The 18,201-nt window shown below is 46.3% G+C and carries 18 protein-coding genes; 4 read left to right on the top strand and 14 right to left on the bottom strand.

Annotated features, from left to right (window positions below; translation table 11 throughout):
• Positions 1–132: 132 nt before the first annotated feature.
• Genes DQG23_RS03390 through DQG23_RS03380 form a run of 3 tightly spaced genes read right to left on the bottom strand, consistent with a single transcriptional unit; the run spans position 133 to position 1,287 of the window.
• On the bottom strand, positions 133–354 hold the full coding sequence (locus tag DQG23_RS03390) for a hypothetical protein (protein WP_113029359.1): 222 nt from the start codon (positions 352–354) through the stop codon (positions 133–135).
• The gene (locus DQG23_RS03385) at positions 329–874 is read right to left on the bottom strand and encodes a hypothetical protein (protein ID WP_113029358.1); all 546 of its coding nucleotides are present in this window, start codon (positions 872–874) and stop codon (positions 329–331) included. The genes DQG23_RS03390 and DQG23_RS03385 overlap by 26 nt, the downstream gene beginning before the upstream one ends.
• Complete coding sequence (locus DQG23_RS03380; protein ID WP_113029357.1) at positions 871–1,287, bottom strand: MerR family transcriptional regulator; 417 nt, start codon at positions 1,285–1,287, stop codon at positions 871–873. Before DQG23_RS03380 ends, DQG23_RS03385 begins: the two co-directional genes overlap by 4 nt.
• A 297-nt stretch (positions 1,288–1,584) precedes the next feature.
• On the opposite strand from DQG23_RS03380, the gene DQG23_RS03375 reads away from it, so the two are divergent.
• Positions 1,585–2,100: a DMT family transporter gene (locus DQG23_RS03375; RefSeq protein ID WP_238177722.1), complete on the top strand. Its 516-nt coding sequence runs from the start codon at positions 1,585–1,587 to the stop codon at positions 2,098–2,100.
• A 13-nt stretch (positions 2,101–2,113) separates the two neighbouring features.
• Here DQG23_RS03375 and DQG23_RS03370 read toward each other — a convergent pair whose 3' ends face one another.
• The 5 genes from DQG23_RS03370 to DQG23_RS03355 form a co-directional block, all read right to left on the bottom strand.
• Positions 2,114–3,082, bottom strand: coding sequence for an NAD(P)-dependent alcohol dehydrogenase (locus DQG23_RS03370; RefSeq protein ID WP_113029356.1), 969 nt, complete (start codon positions 3,080–3,082; stop codon positions 2,114–2,116).
• A gap of 206 nt (positions 3,083–3,288) precedes the next feature.
• Positions 3,289–4,017, bottom strand: coding sequence for a DUF2306 domain-containing protein (locus tag DQG23_RS03365; RefSeq protein ID WP_113029355.1), 729 nt, complete (start codon positions 4,015–4,017; stop codon positions 3,289–3,291).
• A gap of 192 nt (positions 4,018–4,209) precedes the next feature.
• Positions 4,210–6,927, bottom strand: a complete 2,718-nt coding sequence (locus DQG23_RS03360; RefSeq protein WP_113029354.1) for a winged helix-turn-helix domain-containing protein — start codon at positions 6,925–6,927, stop codon at positions 4,210–4,212.
• Positions 6,928–7,521: 594 nt separating this feature from the next.
• Positions 7,522–7,656 (bottom strand): hypothetical protein, encoded by a 135-nt coding sequence (locus DQG23_RS43375; RefSeq protein ID WP_272949026.1) that lies wholly within the window; start codon positions 7,654–7,656, stop codon positions 7,522–7,524.
• A 216-nt stretch (positions 7,657–7,872) separates the two neighbouring features.
• On the bottom strand, positions 7,873–8,565 hold the full coding sequence (locus DQG23_RS03355) for a hypothetical protein (protein ID WP_146762241.1): 693 nt from the start codon (positions 8,563–8,565) through the stop codon (positions 7,873–7,875).
• A gap of 379 nt (positions 8,566–8,944) precedes the next feature.
• Here DQG23_RS03355 and DQG23_RS03350 point away from each other — a divergent pair, with 379 nt between their 5' ends.
• Positions 8,945–10,408 carry an ABC transporter substrate-binding protein/permease gene (locus DQG23_RS03350; RefSeq protein WP_113029352.1) on the top strand — a complete coding sequence of 488 codons (1,464 nt, stop codon included), beginning with the start codon at positions 8,945–8,947 and terminating at the stop codon, positions 10,406–10,408.
• Positions 10,395–11,117 carry an amino acid ABC transporter ATP-binding protein gene (locus tag DQG23_RS03345; RefSeq protein ID WP_113029351.1) on the top strand — a complete coding sequence of 241 codons (723 nt, stop codon included), beginning with the start codon at positions 10,395–10,397 and terminating at the stop codon, positions 11,115–11,117. The genes DQG23_RS03350 and DQG23_RS03345 overlap by 14 nt, the downstream gene beginning before the upstream one ends.
• 108 nt (positions 11,118–11,225) lie before the next feature.
• Here DQG23_RS03345 and DQG23_RS03340 read toward each other — a convergent pair whose 3' ends face one another.
• Entirely contained in the window at positions 11,226–11,825 is a 600-nt protein-coding gene (locus DQG23_RS03340; protein ID WP_113029350.1) for a TetR/AcrR family transcriptional regulator, read from the bottom strand.
• Between the two features lie 300 nt (positions 11,826–12,125).
• Here DQG23_RS03340 and DQG23_RS03335 point away from each other — a divergent pair, with 300 nt between their 5' ends.
• Positions 12,126–13,562, top strand: coding sequence for a DHA2 family efflux MFS transporter permease subunit (locus DQG23_RS03335; RefSeq protein WP_238177740.1), 1,437 nt, complete (start codon positions 12,126–12,128; stop codon positions 13,560–13,562).
• 101 nt (positions 13,563–13,663) lie between these two features.
• Here DQG23_RS03335 and DQG23_RS03330 read toward each other — a convergent pair whose 3' ends face one another.
• From DQG23_RS03330 to DQG23_RS03305, 5 genes are all read right to left on the bottom strand, one after another.
• On the bottom strand, positions 13,664–14,830 hold the full coding sequence (locus DQG23_RS03330) for an ABC transporter substrate-binding protein (protein WP_238177739.1): 1,167 nt from the start codon (positions 14,828–14,830) through the stop codon (positions 13,664–13,666).
• A 302-nt stretch (positions 14,831–15,132) separates the two neighbouring features.
• A complete protein-coding gene (locus DQG23_RS03325) occupies positions 15,133–15,693 on the bottom strand; it encodes a 5' nucleotidase, NT5C type (protein ID WP_158560275.1) in 561 nt (186 codons plus the stop codon).
• Between the two features lie 48 nt (positions 15,694–15,741).
• On the bottom strand, positions 15,742–16,299 hold the full coding sequence (locus tag DQG23_RS03320) for a YdeI/OmpD-associated family protein (RefSeq protein WP_113029346.1): 558 nt from the start codon (positions 16,297–16,299) through the stop codon (positions 15,742–15,744).
• Positions 16,300–16,306: 7 nt separating this feature from the next.
• Positions 16,307–16,741: a VOC family protein gene (locus tag DQG23_RS03315; RefSeq protein WP_113029345.1), complete on the bottom strand. Its 435-nt coding sequence runs from the start codon at positions 16,739–16,741 to the stop codon at positions 16,307–16,309.
• Between the two features lie 402 nt (positions 16,742–17,143).
• A complete protein-coding gene (locus tag DQG23_RS03305) occupies positions 17,144–18,097 on the bottom strand; it encodes a helix-turn-helix transcriptional regulator (RefSeq protein WP_113029343.1) in 954 nt (317 codons plus the stop codon).
• Positions 18,098–18,201 lie beyond the last annotated feature (104 nt).

Here is an 18,201-nt window from a genome sequence, read left to right as displayed (position 1 = left end):
CGCTTTTTTATTGAACGGTAGTTTCTCTAATTTTTTATAAACGTACTTGCCCCAATAGTCGTAATCGTATTTTGTTTACATTCATGATTTCTTTATTGGATGTTTGCTTACATGATTGATGTTCTAAAGCAGTTAATTTTTATCGTTTGCATTATCATCATCCGTAAGTAGGGTAACCGCTCTTATGACGACATCAGGATATCTTTGCAGGATATAAGCTTTAGCTTCAGCGAAGTCTGTTGCCTTTATGTTTCGATAATACAGTACGCCATTCGGGTCCTGATATTCTACTGAAAATTCCGATTCCGATTGCCTAATATTCATTTTTTCACCTGCCTCGCGTTTCGTATTCAACCCGGTATCTCTTTTCAAGATAAGCGTACTCATTGTTTATAATTTCGTATGTTCTGGGTCTGAGATTTACAAAGTCGTTATCTGGCTTCGGCATACCAGCAGCACCATTACCAAGCTCCATCAAGCGTTCAATCACCTTTTGATCGATGTCCAGCGCATCCATTTCCTCTTCGCTAACGAAGCGAATAACGATATTCTCACTTATCTCCTTCCGACGCTTCCGGTTATCTAGGTATTTTATAGAAATAACGATCGGTGCTTCACCACAACTCACTGCAGATTGAGTATAAAGTTCAAACAGCACATCTTTATCCTGTGACAAATCTAAAATGATCCCCCTCGACTCCGTTTCCTCATACCCATTAAGATTAGGCGCGCGATAAAGTCCGCTGGGGAGCTGAATGCCAATCTCCGCTTTTTCGGTTGTTGAAAAATCTGCAATAAAAAGTTGAATCCATAAATGATTCATCCCTTCTTCTTGTTCCATGATTGATTTAGCTAACCTTACGTTAAGCGTCAATTTGTTTCACCCCTTAAAGCCCGGGAAACAGAGTCGATGACTTTTTGTTTTAATTCCGCAGAAATTCTGGGACTAATTGTTATTGCGACATCCTCGGTAATGGCAAGGGTTTCGTTTTCCAGAACACGACTCGAATCATAAAGGTGCATCCGTTGACCGATCTTTTCCACTTCTTCGATGGTGAGCGGATTTAAAATTTCTTGAATGGATGCTAACGTTTCACCGGTTCTTGTTAATGTGATAATGGCTCGAAAAAAGTGAATGTGCTTATCCGTATATACCCTTTTATTTCCGACCGTCTCCAGCGGCGGCACCATTCCGATTTGTGTGTAGTACCTCACTGTTCTCAAATTCATTCTAGGGTCGTCTTGCCCAATAATCTCTGCGATCTGCTTTGCCGTATAACCGCTCATTCGCTCACTCCCGTTACACAACACCGGTCAAGTTACAGTTTAATGTATTATATACAGTTTACTGTAACGATATTCGGGATGTCAATCATGGTATATATGAAATACATTCTTTATTTTTATTAGAGAAGGAGCGATCGCAATGGCTCATTTCGTAGCCCCGCCGGCAGTACCTTTACAGTAGAATCCACTGGTTAGGTACTTAGTGCATGCTGGTCCTTTTCCGTGGATTCTACTGTATGAATGCGGCAGCCGGCCTATTATGGCCCCTCATCATATTGAAGAAAGCGGGAATAAGACGTGAAACATCAAATGTATTTCATTTTGTCGATGATCATTTTCGGTGCGGTGGGCGTATTTGCGAAGTATATCGATTTGACTTCTAGCGAAATAGCTTTATTCAAAAGTCTGATCGGCGGCTTGTTTTTAGTCCTTGTGTGTATCTGCACCAAACATAAACCATCATGGCAAAACATGAAAAAGAATGCCATTGCTTTGTTAATCGCGAGCATCGCATTAAGCGGAAATTGGATCTTTCTTTTTCAGTCATATAAGGAAGCAACGCTCTCGAATGCAGCTTTAAGCTATTATTTTGCGCCAGTATTAGTTATTCTGTTAGCACCATTCGTATTAAAAGAAAAACTCTCATTCAAAAAAATGGGATGCGTCGCTTTAGCACTATTCGGATTGTTTTTGATTATGCAAAGCAGCAAAACGGGTACAACCGAGCATCATTTGCTTGGTATCTTCTATGGACTTATAGCTGCTTGCTTCCGAGTTGTCTGTTTGTTCTGCTCGAACTGCAGCGGGTGGTAAGAAGTGCAACTGATCACTCCTGCCGAACGGTTATTACGACGCTGCCCTTTTTATGACCTTGCTCCACATAGCGATGGGCCTCCGCAGTCTTCTCCAGCGGATACCGGCGATCGACGACCGCTTGCAGCTTGCCGCTCTCGATCAATTCCCTAAGATAGGTTAAATCCTCCGCGTTTTCCTTCATGGTTCCGCCAATTACTTTCTTCCCGCTTGTTAAATTAACCCATAACCCGAGAACGACCGTTGGAGGGCTAAAATGTACCGCTCGCAAGTAAGAGCCGTTCCGCGCCAGGCGCTTGACGCAAACATTAAAAGGACTCTTCCCGACCGTATCGAAAATGATATCGTATGCCGGACCGCCTTCCGTGAGCTGCTCTTTCCTATAATCGATGACGCGATCGGCTCCTAATGAGCTCACTAACTCCACATTCGTTGTGCTGCAAACGGCGGTCACTTCCGCTTCAAAATGTTTTGCTAGCTGCACCGCATTTGTCCCAACGCTGCCTGAAGCGCCATAGATGAGAACGCGCATGCCGCGACGTATGTTGCCTTTTCGAAGAAATTGAAGGGCAGTACAGGCACCGACCGGAACCGCGGCCGCCTCCTCAAACGTCATGTTCGAAGGCTTGAGCGCGATGCAGCCGGATTCGGGCAGGCATTTGTATTCGGCATACGCGCCGAAGCTGTTCCCGCACGCGGCATAAACGGCATCCCCGGGTCTAAACCGGCTAATGCCGCTGCCCGTCGATTCGACAACCCCGGACAATTCGAATCCGAGAATCTTAACGCGTTTCGGTCTCCACAAACCGTTGAACAGCCGCGCCAGGAAAGGATCTGCTTTACGTAAACGCCAATCCCCCGCCGCAGCGGTTGCAGCATAAACCTTAATCAATATCTCGTCGTCTTTTGGTTCCGGCTTGTCAACCTCCCGCATCTGTAGTACATTCGGCGGCCCGTACCGCTCATATACGATCGCTTTCATCCAGCTCTCCTCCACTCCTCCGCTATTCACCTTCTTCGTATTTCGCTTCCGACCTCCCTCAGCAACAATCGCTTTAACCGTAGTTGCTGCGAGCCGGCTTATCGCCGGTTACAGATTTCTCAGGGCGGTTTTTCACCTTTAACATTCCGCAAGCTGCAGTCCGGTTTTGTTGGTTAATCATTATGATCTGTTTGTACGGCCTATGACTAACGGGCTAGAGTGGCCGAACGCTTACGGATGGCCCACTCGGCCACGGCGAGATTGATCACCCAGCCTGCACCCATCTGCAGCGCTACGCTGAGCTCACTTGGCGGGTTGACGATCAATAATCCCGCCAAGTGGGTTAATACCTGCGTACCTGCGCCGAGCCCGATCGCGTAGCCGCGAATCATCCATGCGCGGTGCCGGATCACATTCCCTCGCCGAATCGCGGAAAACCCGATAAGGATGGACACAACCATTGCCAGTCCAAACAGGAGTCGAAATACATAAAGGAGTTCGCCGGTGCCGGCCGGGCGGGGATAAAACAAGGTCATCCACAGCCCAGAAAGCCCAACCAGTAGTCCGCATGGAACTAGCAGCCTCCCAGCCGCACGGTGCCATCCGGGTCTAAGCCGCCGGAATTCGGGTGCGAACTGAATAGCGCCTAGAATGGCAAACACACTGGCGCTCAGGATATGCAGCACCACTGGCAATGGGGCCGCAAAAAAACGTGCATTAGCCTGCGTGATTTCCGCCCCTCCGGCCAGCTCAGTTAGTCGGAAGGTGCCTGCTGCGAGCGGAACGGCACTCAGCAAGAGCAGTCCGGCGGGAACGAGCCACTCTCCGGAAACAGCTTTTGCCGGTGACGTGGGTTTAGGAGTCACAGAATTCCCTGCCTCATTGAGCTGAGGAACATCGTGAGCTTGGCCTTCTTCATAATCATTTGCTTTCATTTTAGCTCCTTGGACGGATTATCTCCGTATTGTTTGCGTTCCTTAGTACAACTGAGTATACGCGTTCAACCGGTGGATTGGCATCACCACATGTGGTGATTATAGCAGTGATTAGTCAATCGGAGGGCGGACAAAAAAAACCGGCACGCGGTTTGCTGAACCTGCCAGGGCCGGAGGTGTGATAATGGATCGTTAGTGTAAATCGAGTTCCTTAGCTCGGCGGATCGCCGCCCGTCGGTTGTTCACCTCTAACTTGTCGTAAATGTTCTTGGTATGTGTCCGCAAGGTGTTCAGGGACACCATGAGTTCGCGCGCAATTTCCGGGCCGCTCAAATCGGTTCCGAGCAGTCTAAGAACATCACGTTCACGCTTGCTTAGATGCTCGATCACATGCTGTTTCTCCGGTGTCGCTTTTTCATATTCAGCTAATTTTGAAAGGAGTTGACGAGCATAATTCAGTGCGATCTCCTTTTTCACGGCTGCTTCCAAAAGGGTCGACATGGGTCGGCCTTCGTCCACAAAGATACGAACGTAGCCCTTTGCTTCAGCCAGAGCCAAGGCGCGTTCAAGCCATACAAGCGCTGTGGGGATATCGCCTTGCAATTGGCTGGCAAGCGCTAGCACAATCAGGATTTCAATCACGCTCGCCGTCCTCTCGCCTTCGTTCGCCGCGTGAAGGAGGCGCTTCAGGAATCCTATTACCTTTTCAAGCTCGGAGCGGTTTATATTCCCTCTCTTATACTTGGCCAGTTGCACCCTGGCAAGGGTAATGTGATCGAACTCGCGGAGATAATATAGGTCGTCATTTAAGGAAAGACCTTGCTCCCGTATCCAATCGTGGGCTTCATCCAACCTGCCCTGCGCTATCCACACCCTTGTTTTCAATGCTGCTATTGGACGCACGTTTGGAAAAAAGTCGCTTACATACATATGCTCTGCCTCATTTAGCATCTCTAGCGCTCCGTCCATATCTCCTTGAGCCTCACGGATTCGAGCCATTGCAACACGCCATCGATACCGGTTTTGCGGGAACCCTGTATCCTCGCCAAACTCGTTGCTTTTCAGCAGGTACTGCGCAGCGGCATGCAAATCGTCCTTTTCGCGGTAATGTTCACTCATCCCCACATACATATCTGCCGTTCCCCGCATGGCTGGCTCGCCATGCTCCGTCGCAAGCTGCAATCCGCGTTCGTAGATTCGCATCGCATCGCGGAGTCGACCTTGCGCAATCCGAATATCAGCCAAAGCGATAGAGCCACCGATTGCATCAGAAATGTTCCCGGCTAACAGAATGCTAGCCATGCCATCGGAATAAGTCTTATGCGCTGCCTCGAGATCCCCGCTCGCCCAGTATGCGAGTCCCAGAAGCGAAGCTGCCGCTCCGCGCCGAAGATGATCGGATGCAGGTACGAAGTCGAGCGCCTGCCGGGCGTATTTTATAGTTGCGGACAGATCACCCCGAGCTTGGGCGAGTGCGGTACGGTATACGGCGATCGAACCCGGGAGACTCCGGAACTGTTCTTTGTCCACAACGACGCAATCATCCGATGAGGTTACCGGTCGTTCATTGATTTCTGCCGTTGTTTCAAGCTGACTTTCAGCGTCTCGAAGCCGCTCCTCTACGGTTTCCAGCTCGCCGACTGCCAATAACGCCCAGGAATATCCAACGCTGAGTACAGGTCTGCGGCGGATTAAATTGTCTGGGAGCGCCTTTAACCAGCCTAAAAATGCAGCTTCCTGCCTACTCCTGGCCATATCCGGCCAAGCCAGTTCGATCAGATTCGCCGCACGCACGAAATCCTCGGCGGCCAGCGCGTAGCGGATCGCATCGGCCGCCGAGCCATGCTGTTCATACCATATGCTCGCTCGGCGATGCAGCTCAGCTACCTGTGCTGGCTGATGCGCCCTCAAATGCGCGTAAAGAACCTCCGCAAAGAGGTGATGGTACCGATACCAATGTCGCCTGTCATCCAGTGGGAAAACAAAAAAGTTGCCTCGCTCCAGAGCCTCGAGCCGTACGTTGCCTCCCTCCTGGCCGGTGACGGCATCGCAGAGCGGGCCATGTAAGCGGTCGAGAATAGATGTTCGAAGTAAGAAGCTCCGGACATGATCAGGCTGACGCAGCAAGACCTCTTCGACCAGATAATCTGCAATATACCGGTTGTCTCCTGCAAATGCCCGAATGAACGCTGGAATGTCCTCGCGCTCCTGCAACGATAGCGCTGCCAACTGAAGTCCTGCAATCCAGCCTTCGGTACGGTTCTTAAGAGCAGTAATTTCATCCGACGAGAGTTCCAGGCCCATCACCTCATTGAGGAATACGGCCGTTTCGCCTGAAGTGAAGCGCAGTTCGGAATTACGTAACTCAGTCATGAGACCACGTGCTCGTAACCGTCCAAGAGGAAACTGCGGATTTTCACGGGTAGCGATAACCAAGTGTATCTGAGGCGGGAGATGTTCGAGCAGGAAAATTAGGACATCGTCTATCCGTTTATCACGAATAACATGATAGTCGTCAAGCACCAACACGATTTTGAACGGAAGAACGGATAAATCATTAAGCAGGACCGTTAGAAGAGATTCGATTGACGGTGGCTGTGGGTTTTTGAGCGCGCTAACCACGCCTCCCCCAACATTCTCCGCAATCTTCTGAAGAGCAGCGATAAGGTAAGTCAGAAACCGCGAGCAATCGTTGTCCCCTTCGTCCAGAGACAGCCATGCGACAGGCCGATCACAACCGGAGATCCATTCGCTGACAAGCGAAGTCTTGCCAAAGCCGGCTGAAGCGGAGATCAGGGTCAGTTTAAGGTCAAGTACCTTGATCAGACGCTCGATCAGGCGAGGTCGATGGACAACATTAGTACGTGGTATAGGGATGTACAGTTTGGTGGATAGAATTGGAGCATTCATAGATTTAGTCTCGCACAAAAATGACAGCCTGCATCGTTCAACATAATTGAGTTCCCCATTCTATTCTTCATAATAACGATGATATCTTCAAATAGAGCTTTTCACCACATTTCATTAATGTAATCCTAAAAATTTCGCTCGAGTCGGATATATAATACGTAATTTGATATCTTCTTCAGTTTCAATCAATTGTACTGCAGATTGCTTAATTCCTTCATCCTTTAATAGGTCGAACATTCTTTTTATGAATACAATGATATTTTCCCAGATGGAGTGTTTCAAAACAAAAAAAATAAAGGTGTGCCACTCATGGCACGCCTTCACTTTATGGTCATATCTCAGTAAATAGTTAGTCTGTTTGCCCCCTTCATTATCGCAAATGTTTGATGAGGAGGTTGAACTTTAATTTCCTCCAATATGCCTTCAGCCATTAGAATCCGGCGGATCGTTCATTCCGCCACCATTCGGCGGTGAAGCGTTTACGGGACCGGTGCTTACCACAGCAAAAGATCCCCCTAATAAAACCGCAGCTACTAACGCTATGGCAATCATTTTCCGCATGTCTCTCATCTCCTATACGAACTTGTTTGTCGATTAACCGGTACCTTCCGGCGGATCGTTCATTCCCCCATTTGGCGGTGTGGCGGTAACGGAGCCGGTGCTTATCGTTACTGCCGATCCTCCCAACAAAATCGCTGCTGCTAAAGCAATGGCAACAATTTTTCTCACGTTTCTCATCTCCTTCACCAATCTGTTGATTTGAATTATAGCCGGCTTGTGAAAGGTTGAGGAGGATGAACTTTTTTAACCCCTGGCAGTCCGCAAACAACGCCGGAAACACTAAAAAAATCCTCAGCAAGATTTGGCCAAGGACTTCAAACGACAAGTATTCGGTTTAAGTTCCACGCCGCGATCTGATAGAAAATAAAAGTTTGTATATAAACCTCAGCTCTTTTTTCTAAGATTTATTCTTGCTGAATTCCTTATTTGTTTTGCGTTTTTTATATCTCTTACATCCACTAACCTATTTAGAATATATGCTGGAGTTTTAGGGTTTATCGATAAGGAAAGCCATACATGGGGTTCATTCATTTGGAAAAGGGCATTGAATTCCTCCATTGATAAATCATCGCGTCTTGCGAGTTTAGCGTTATCCACCACAGTTAGCAATCTTTGCAAAAAATCTGCATCTTTATTTTTTTGCAGAGCAGCCTCAAGCAATCTTCTCTTTTCTATGGACGAAGGCTCATTACGAATTAAAGTTTCTAACATCCAAGTATGATCATAAAATTTGTTGAAAAGAATCTCAGTCTCCTCAATACCAAAATTACGTTTGGTGTAAATATCAATCGCTAAAGTTAATAAGGCTTCGTCTACAATTTCGGCCAATTTCCACATGACTTCGTAATGTTGCTTGGTGTGACCTAAATGCAACAGGGCTATTTTTCGATCTATAAGGTCAAAAACGATTTGTTTAGGCAGCGGTTTATCGTACAAAAAGACCAGCCTTCGCCAAACTTTTTTCTCAACATCGGTGTTTTTAACCGTCTTGTAAACTTCAAACACAGTATCTTCTGTAATCTCATAATCAATTTCGTCGTCATTTATTATTTGTTCGATTAGTGCCTTATATTGCAAAAATCTCCCTCCCCGAAAAATGGTTTTAATAATAAACACCGTTCCGATTTGGTTATTTATAGGATTCATTTGATACCTATGACAATTCCATATAATTACAACCATAACTTGTAGTTGATCAATTGTAAAGCTGTAAACCTCCCAATAAAATTGCAGCAAATCGAGGACCTAAATGGATCATGTTTGGCAAAAGCGAATTGTTTATTATTTCGTTTCCGGTACGAGAATAAAGCTATAAGACAAGCCATCTTTTGTAGATAGATCTTGTATGAAAAAGATCACGCATCTTTTACCACAATTAGGTAATTGCATAATCATTTATACTCCTTTATAATTGCTCAGGGTTCATGTACATATTACAAGTTAGGAGAGAAACCGTTTGAAAAAGGCTTACCGTTGTACGGCATTTATACTGTCGATGCTGGTGGTGCTGTTGGCCGGTCTGCCTGTACTGACCGCTCACGGCGCAGACGGCCAGGCAGAAAAAACGCTTATTCTAGGAACCAGCGCCGAGTTTGCGCCGTATGAATTTCATAAAACGATCAATGGGAAAGATCAAATTGTAGGCTTTGATATTGATATTGCTCACGAGATCGCCAAGGATATGGGAGCAAAGCTTGTTATACAGGATATGAGCTTCGATGCCCTGCTGCCCGCCTTGCAAAGCGGCCGAGTCGATATGGTCATTTCAGGCATGACACCGACGGATGAACGCAAGCAAAGCATCGATTTCTCGAGCAATTATTACCAATCCACGCAGGTATTGATGGTTCGTACCGAAGACAAGGAACGTTTTACGACGATTGACAGCATTAAGGGTGAAAAGATCGGCGCGCAAAAGGGCTCCATCCAGGAGGAGATTGCCCAATCCATCCCCGATGCTGTTATTACATCGTTGGACCGCATCCCGGATCTTGTTCTGCAATTGCAGACGAAACGGGTAAATGCCGTCATTTTGGAAGACACCGTTGCTGTCGGTTACCTGCATGACAAAAATCTAACACTTTCAGAAGCTGTTCTGGACGAGGCTCCTGTCCAAGCGGCAATCGGCATTCGCAAAGGAAACGCTGAGCTGCTGACTCAAGTCAATTCGACAATCGATCGGCTGAAAAGCGGTAACCGCATTGCGGAGATGGTCAAAGGAGCTAGCCAGCTGTCTATTGAAAGGCAGCAATCGCCCGGCAATATTTTTTCTGTATTCTGGGAATACCGCAGCTATTATGCGCTTGGGCTCGGCTACACTCTGCTGCTTTCGGCTCTCGGCGTCCTTTTCGGCTTTTTGATCGGCCTGATCGTCAGTCTTGTGCGGATGTCCGGAATCCGCCCGATAACTTGGCTTGGTACTGCATATGTTGAGATATTGCGCGGAACGCCGATGCTTGTTCAGCTCATGATTATTCACTATGGGCTGGCGTTAACCTTGGGCATCAACTTTTCACCGCTGCAGTCCGGTATCATTACGCTTTCCCTGAACAGTTCGGCTTATTTGGCGGAAATTTTCCGTGCGGGTATTCAAGGTGTCGATCGCGGGCAGATGGAAGCGGCCCGTTCGCTGGGCATGAGCAGAGGACAAGCGATGCGCCATATTATTTTACCGCAAGCGTTCAAGTCCGTTCTTCCCGCAATCGGCAACGAGTTTATTACGATTATTAAAGAATCCTCCATCATATCCGTGATCGGAATGGCGGATATCATGTACCAAGCGGGAGTCGTCAAAAATATCACGTATCAAGGCCTAAGCCCGTTCATTATTGCAGCCGCGATCTATTTTGTACTGACTTTCATGCTGTCCAAGCTGCTTGGCGTATGGGAAAGGAGGATGGGCGCCAGTGATCACCGTTAAAAATTTGCGCAAGTCGTATGGAAAAACGGAAATTCTCAAGGGAATCGATATCGGCATTGCAAGCGGAGAAGTCGTGGTTGTCATCGGACCGAGCGGTTCGGGAAAAAGCACGTTCCTACGATGTATCAACCTGCTGGAGCAGCCCAGCGGCGGCGAAATCATGTTTGAGAACAATTCCATTACAGCACGCGGGCACAATATCAACGCCACTCGCGAGAAGATGGGCATGGTGTTCCAGCATTTTAACTTGTTTCCGCATAAAACCGTTCTGCAAAATCTGACACTGGCCCCTGTTAAGGTAAAGGGCTTGTCAACCGTTGAAGCGGAGAAAATCGCGATGGAGCTGCTGCAAACTGTCGGGCTTGCTGACAAGAAGGATCTTTACCCTTCCCAGCTCTCCGGCGGACAAAAACAGCGGATTGCCATTGCGCGCGCACTAGCGATGCAGCCGCATGTGATGTTATTTGACGAACCGACCTCGGCACTTGATCCGGAGATGGTCGGCGAAGTGCTGGATGTCATGAAAAAGCTGGCTAAAGGCGGCATGACCATGATTATCGTGACGCATGAGATGGGATTTGCCCGTGAAGTTGGCGACAGGATTGTGTTTATGGACAAAGGCGTGATCGTCGAAGAAGGGACGCCGGAGCAGGTTTTCGGAAACCCTTCTAACGGCCGCACGAAGGATTTTTTGGCGAAAGTTCTTTAGCTAGAGGTGCTATTTGGATGAACGTCCAAGCAGCTGCAATTGGCAAATAGACGAATATTCAGACAGCCCTGCTTATCGTTTTCACGATAAACGGGGCTTACCTGTTTCTTAGTTTAATATTCCTTTAGCATGATGAATCAGGAGCGTAGAAAGCTGTTGGGCTAGAAATTGCGGCGAATAAGGCATGTCATTTCGCAGCCAAGCTACAATGGTGCCAATTAATGCTGCGGATCCGAACCATATTACAATGTCTTTTTGAATACCGGCTTTTTTGATTATGGAGTCCTTATCGCTCTCCACCCTTTGGGTAACGGTTTCAGACAATAGCTTCAGCAGCCGGTCCGTAAAGATCGGCGTCCGTTTCGAGCTAAGAACCACTTTATAAAATTTGGCATTTTCCGCAATATGCTCAAGCAAACGAACCAAGACTAGCGAATCCTTTTCATCAACCAAAGAGGGATTCAATGGCTTGAGGTTTAAGACACTCCGCATGTCCTCGATCATCTCATCAGCCATTTTCTCCATCATATCCGGAATATCGCGATAATGCAGATAAAACGTCACCCGATTAATGGTTGCGCGCTCAGCGATCCGATTTACGGATATTTTCTCGATTTCCACTTCCTGCAATAAATCGATAAAAGCCTCTTTCAACAGCTGACGCGTACGAAGGATCCTTAAGTCAGTACGAGGCGTTTTTTGGTTCATATGGATGTTTTCCCTTCAATTATTTAATTTACAATTCCATCGATCACTGTCTGATATCTATTCCTTAAGCTACACAAAATAGGTTAAATGATGTTTACTTTACACTTTGCCCCTAATCCGTTGCTTGTAAGAAACGGTTTTCTGTATATAATTTTAATTTATATAATTTATATTGTGTTTATTATCTTACACTATGTAAATTAAGTCTAGAGAAAGATGGAGAGGATGGAGAAAGTGAGTAAAGAAAAAGAAAAGGAGATAGACGGTAGTACCGTGAAAAGAGGTCCCATTTTATTTGTCATGATTTTGGGTGCATTTCTCGCCACCTTGAATCAAACCATCATGAGTGTAGCAACACCCGAACTTATGAAGGACTTTGATATTTCCGCCACAACCGCCCAGTGGTTAACTACCGGCTATATGCTGGTTAACGGCGTGCTGATCCCCATTACGGCCTATTTCATGCAGCGATTCAGTACAAGACAGCTTTTTCAGACATCGATGATCATCTTCCTGATCGGAACCATTGTTTCCGCGATTGCTGCGGACTTCTCCGTTCTGCTGACCGGACGTATGATTCAGGCAGCCGGTGCCGGTATTATTATGCCGCTTCTAACGAATGTCATTTTGACCCTGTTCCCTCCCGATAAAAGAGGAGCTGCAATGGGAATGATGGGACTAGCCATCATTTTTGCCCCGGCGATCGGACCGACGCTTGCCGGTTACGTCCTGGAAAACTACGCTTGGGAAACGATGTTTTATGCCATGATTCCGCTGGCGCTTATTGTCATTGCATGCGGGTTCGTTTTCTTGAAAAATGTATCCGAACGCGTTAACACAAAATTTGATATACTGAGCGTCGCCCTTTCCACGATAGGCTTCGGCACATTGCTATACGGATTTAGCCGGGCCGGCAGCGAAGGCTGGTCGAGTTCGGAGGTTCTTCTTTCCATTATTGTCGGTGTCGTAGCTCTAGCCTTTTTTACATGGAGACAGCTGGTTTCCCGCGAACCGTTACTCGATCTGCGGGCATTCAAGTATAATATGTTCTCCTTGACGACGATTATCAATATCGCGGTAACGATGGTCATGTACGCGGATATGATGCTGCTGCCGCTTTATTTGCAAAGTGCGCGCGGGTATACGGCTCTGGAATCCGGTTTCCTGATGTTACCGGGCGCTCTTGTGATGGGTTTCCTAATGCCGGTTACCGGCAAACTTTTCGATCGTTTCGGCGCAAAATGGTTATCCGTCATCGGTATGATTATTACGATTGTAACTACGCTCGGTTTTATTGACTTAACGGACTCGACTACCTATACCTATTTATTGCTTATGTCTACAGCTCGTCGTATCGGGATGGCGCTGCTTCTCATGCCGATTCAAACCGCCGGCTTAAATCAGCTGCCGGCCCGATTGAATGGACATGGTACGGCAATCTCGAATACCATTCGCCAAGTTGCCGGCGCAGTGGGCACTTCATTGCTCGTAACCGTCATGAGCGACCGCACAAAAACGCATATGCAAGATATGATAGCTTCAGGCGGGAAAGAAGGCGCAACGCAAGCTCAGTTAGTTACGGAAGCAACCATACAGGGGATCAATGATGCGTATCTCGTAATTGTTGGGATCGGTGTTATCGGCTTGCTGCTCTCATTTTTTATCAAACGTGTAAAACAAGCGGTCGAGGAGCCGTCCAACGCCGGAATGAAACACACTGTTCTGAAGAAAGCATAAAACAACAAACAAGACTACTTCCTTCTTAGAGGCAGTAGTCTTGTTCCTGTATCAAGCAAGAAACCCGATCTAGACAACAATGTGGTTCCATCATTCCCCATCTAACGGTGTGATTCATCCCATGAACGCGCCAAGTCGTTTAACAAGGCTTGGACATCGCTGCCTTCTTCCAGTAGCTTATTTAAGTTCGGCGAGAACGTGGAATCAAGGTGTTGAAATTCCGATGAAGTCGGTGTAAACCGTGTATTGTTCATGAGATTGCACTGTTGGAGGATGAAATTACGGTTACGGTTCTTGTCATGGCCGACATCGGTATAGGTCTGCTTTAACGGGGCAATAAACCCTTCCGTCACGATACCGGTTAACGGATTACTTTTCATCGTTAAAACTTCCAGTAAAGACCATGCAAGCTCCGGATGGGACGATCCCGCGCTCATTCCAAACCCGCAAAGCCACGGGATTTGTTCCGCCGGCTTATCGCTGTCCCATGATGGAATCGCTGCGATGCCTAAATCGTCGCCCATTTCAGCTTCCAAATATTGAAGTGGAATAAAGTATTCAAAAATCATACCGATTTGATTATTTTGAAACGCTGATGTATCGAAATAACCGTTCGTTTGCGGGGAGACTTTATGTTTATGTATAAGGTCCAGCACCCACTGTATGGCTTCAACGGTTGTTCTTCCGTTCAAATATCCCTCTGCCTTCCCATCCGGAGAAAAAAATGCTCCGTCGAACGATTTCACAATACTCCATAGGTATTCCCAGTGGAACGGTATGCGCACTGCATAATCGCCTTCCGCTTGGCCGCGTGTTTTGGCTAATTGTAACGAGATGTCCATAAAATCATTCCATGTCCAGTTATCGGCAGGGAAAGATATTTGCGCTTGTTGGAACCAGCGTTTATTATAAAACACTCCTTTGGTTGTTGCAGAAATGGGGATACCGGCAATCCCGTCAGCTGTCCGACACAAGTTGAAAATCCCGGAATGAAACCGTTCGTTCACCTTCAAACCGCTTCGTTCCACCCAAGGCGTCAGATCTGCGACGATTCCACGCTTACGATAAGAATGAAAGTCGCTGTTATACATCTGCATAAGATCAGCTTGGATTTCCCCGCTCAACACCTTTTCTCTAAGGTTCGCGTCCAGCAATAGTTCCACGCTTACCCCTTGATGCTGTTTTTCAAATCCTCTTGTAACCTCCTTCAAGCTTTCGGTTTGCCACTCCTCGTCGTAAGCTACTTTCAACACAACTTGTTTATTCACCAATGTCAATGCCTTTGCTCCTTCCCATTGTTTAATTTGAACACATACACTCTTCAACACTTATGCTCTATGGATTATGAGCCTTATCGGAATCGCATCGATTACCAGCGAGTTTTTCATAGATGTAAAGCTCCTCCTTTTATGGGCATTCATCATATATGATGCCGGGAGAAATTAAAATCTGACGTTTCTGTTATTCTTGGACAAAATAAAAAAATCGCATGCCATGATGCGGTCCCTGGATAAAATAAACACAACAGACTTTATAGCCATCTGTTGTGTTTCATGATGTGTTCATTGATCTATCGAATAGCGGAATCTAACTCCGAAAGGATTCTTTTTACGTCCAACCAATTGGCGGCACGATTAACCAGCTTCGTGTTTACCGAAGAATTATAAGGCTGATCAAATAAAATAACAGGCATATTGTGGTGCGCAAACTCTGCAGCGTAATGGGGAGCGTCATCAATCAACACATCTACGTTTGAACTTATACATTCATGCCGTTTATTTTCAGTAAACACGATACGATGGTATGTGATTCCATGATAATCAAGCCATTTTACGGTAACATCTCGAAACAGCGAGGGACGAGCAGTAATAATTGATATTTCATGATGAATAAACAGTTCCCGTAATACTTCTACTGCCATAGGAAAAGGACGGGAATGCCAATGAATATCGTGACCATATGTATGATAAACTTTTTCACGTTCTGTTTGATCCCACCCATACAACCGGTACAAATAAAAATCTTGGACATCTTCAGAAACAAACGATTTGCCGGAAGCTTTATTATAATAAAATAAATAAGAGGAAGTGGCATCAAGAACCGTGTTGTCTAAATCTACTCCAATATGCAATGGATAACTCCCCCCTATTTCTGATTCGTTACAGCTTGCAACATGCAATCAATAATCCAAAAGTCGACCATTATCATGCCATTGTCCATACATTTTATCGATACGGGTATGTTCAATAAACTTTGTCAATCGATTATGATACAACGTCTCATCATTCCGCACGGATTGGATATTGTCAATCTTAATTCTAACATATAGTTCCGGCAAGGCTCGAAAATTTCGATAAAGCGCTTCATCCTGACGCAGTATCGCTAGGATATCTTCATTAATGATAAAAGATTCGGCGTTCATATCCGGCAATACCCGTTTTCCCGCATTTGTCATGAATCCTAATTTATCTAATCGTCTGACACGCTCTTTATTGAGCTCCGTCCAAGAACTCCTTTTTTTCCTGGGTGAATAACGTTGCGCCATCTGATTATCGTCTATTTTTTTGCGCGTACTGTCAATCCAGCCAAAACACAAGGCTTCTTCAACAAGATCTAAGTAACTTACGGACTGATTTGTAGTTAGCAACCAACAATAATCTTCTGTACCGGAATGATCATTTAACCACTCTCGCCATTCTTGTCGAGTCTGAACGTTTACGACTTTATCTATTACCACGTACGGATCACCCCTGAATTCTGGAATCGAGCATCTCCAAATAGTGGGCGTTATACATAATACCCAGCACGTTACCAAATGGATCCGTGACGGAAGCCGTGACGAATCCCTCCCCACGGTGTATGAGCGGTTCGTACTCTTGCGCTCCCATGGACTTCAATTTATTAAGTGTAGCTTCAATATCGTCGACATGCCAGTACATGATGGCTCCACCGGGGCCAGCCGATGAACGTGCAGGAGCAAAACGGCGGTCGATCAAACCCAGTTCGTGCTGGTAGTCTCCTAAGCGAAACTCGGCATAGACTAATTGGCCATCCGGACCTGAACGTTCGAAGTAAGGCGTACTTCCCAGAAACTCCGAGTACCACGCCTTCGCCGCCTCCATATCATCTGCCCAGTAACTGATGGTCGCAAATCCTCGCAAGGTTTGATTCATGTTCATTCTTCTCTTCCTCCAACGGGAATAATTTTTCGTTATTAATGCTAGTATAAACACCCATCACTGACACGAGTATGTCAGCGTTTCTTTTTCTTACTACCGCTTGTTTCAACATTACGGTACATACGGATAAGAGTATTCCATTAGCATAACTCAATGATAATGGGTATTTTAGCATCCTTGCCCTCGATCCTAGCTTTATATTTTTTCACTACTTTTTCTAAAGTATAAGTATAATGGGGATTGCTATAAAATTTTTTCACCTCATCGTATTGTCGCCATTCCAGCATTATTTCATAGTCGCGCTCGGTCATTCTTCTTAGACCTACAAGTAGATTATGGATCATCATATACCTTCCTTAATTTTTCCGTTTAATCTGCCTATAGAGTGCCCGTTCAATACGTCTACAGAAACTCCGTACGATATAGGGAGCACATGGACTCGATTTTTTGCTTCATGTATGCAACTCCCTCCGCAGGTCCTACGATTTTGCCTTCTCCTCCCAGCTGCCAGATCAGATCCACGTAAAAACTCAAGTCTTCTGCCGCTATTTGAATGGTTGCCGTCCCGCTTCCATCTTCATTGCGCTGTATATAAGGAGCGATGTGAGGGTTGGATTCCAACATCCACACCCCTTTACTCGTCATTTCGAGTTGAAGCAGCGTTTGTTCCAAGTGATCTTTAGTGGGCTTATCCAATAATGACTTCCCGCTTACATCCGCTCGGCAAGGAATCGTATCGTTCAGCACTGCGGAAAGGATCCGATCGGCCCTAAACTGCCTGATGTCTTCTTTACTGAAGCAATAGGCGGGACAATACCAATAACCGGAGCTGGAATAAAGGCCGATGGGCTGAATATTACGCTCCGATATTCCGCCGCTTGATTTGTATGTTATGGCGACTACACGGCCGATCATAATGGCTTGCATCAGGGTTTGAAGAATTTCCGCAGACATCGGGCGATACGGGCTCCAGAACATGATCCTGTTCTTTAGCCGGTCAATCCGTTCCTTCAAATCGGCAGGCAAGTAATGATAAAACTTATGAAGCGCGGAATCGGCCCCATCGCCAAATGGCAAGGAACTGAAATAATCCAACGTCTGGCACGCGAAAAACAGAGCGATCGCTTCCCCCTCGGTAAAGCTGATCGGCGGTAAAAGCCTTTCTTGAAGGAGTTTATACCCGCCTCCTCTTCCTTGGATGGAATAAACGGGGACGCCAAGTTCGCTCAGCTCTAACAGATCCCTTGTAATCGTTCGTGTAGACAGACCGAATTCATCGGCCAGTTCCCTGACGGTGAAGGACGGTTTGGCGTTGATCCTCATAATCAATTGAATGAGACGCTGTGACTTTTGCAATGCCTCAACTCATTTCCGACTTTTTCTTTTATTGTATCGCATATATAAGACATAATCTGTCTTGTTTAGATGATATCATGATCCCATAACCAATGAAACGACAA

The sequence above is a fragment of the Paenibacillus contaminans genome (assembly GCF_003285015.1).
Lineage (GTDB): Bacteria > Bacillota > Bacilli > Paenibacillales > NBRC-103111 > Paenibacillus_V > Paenibacillus_V contaminans.
This window is presented reverse-complemented; position numbering and strand designations above follow the sequence as displayed.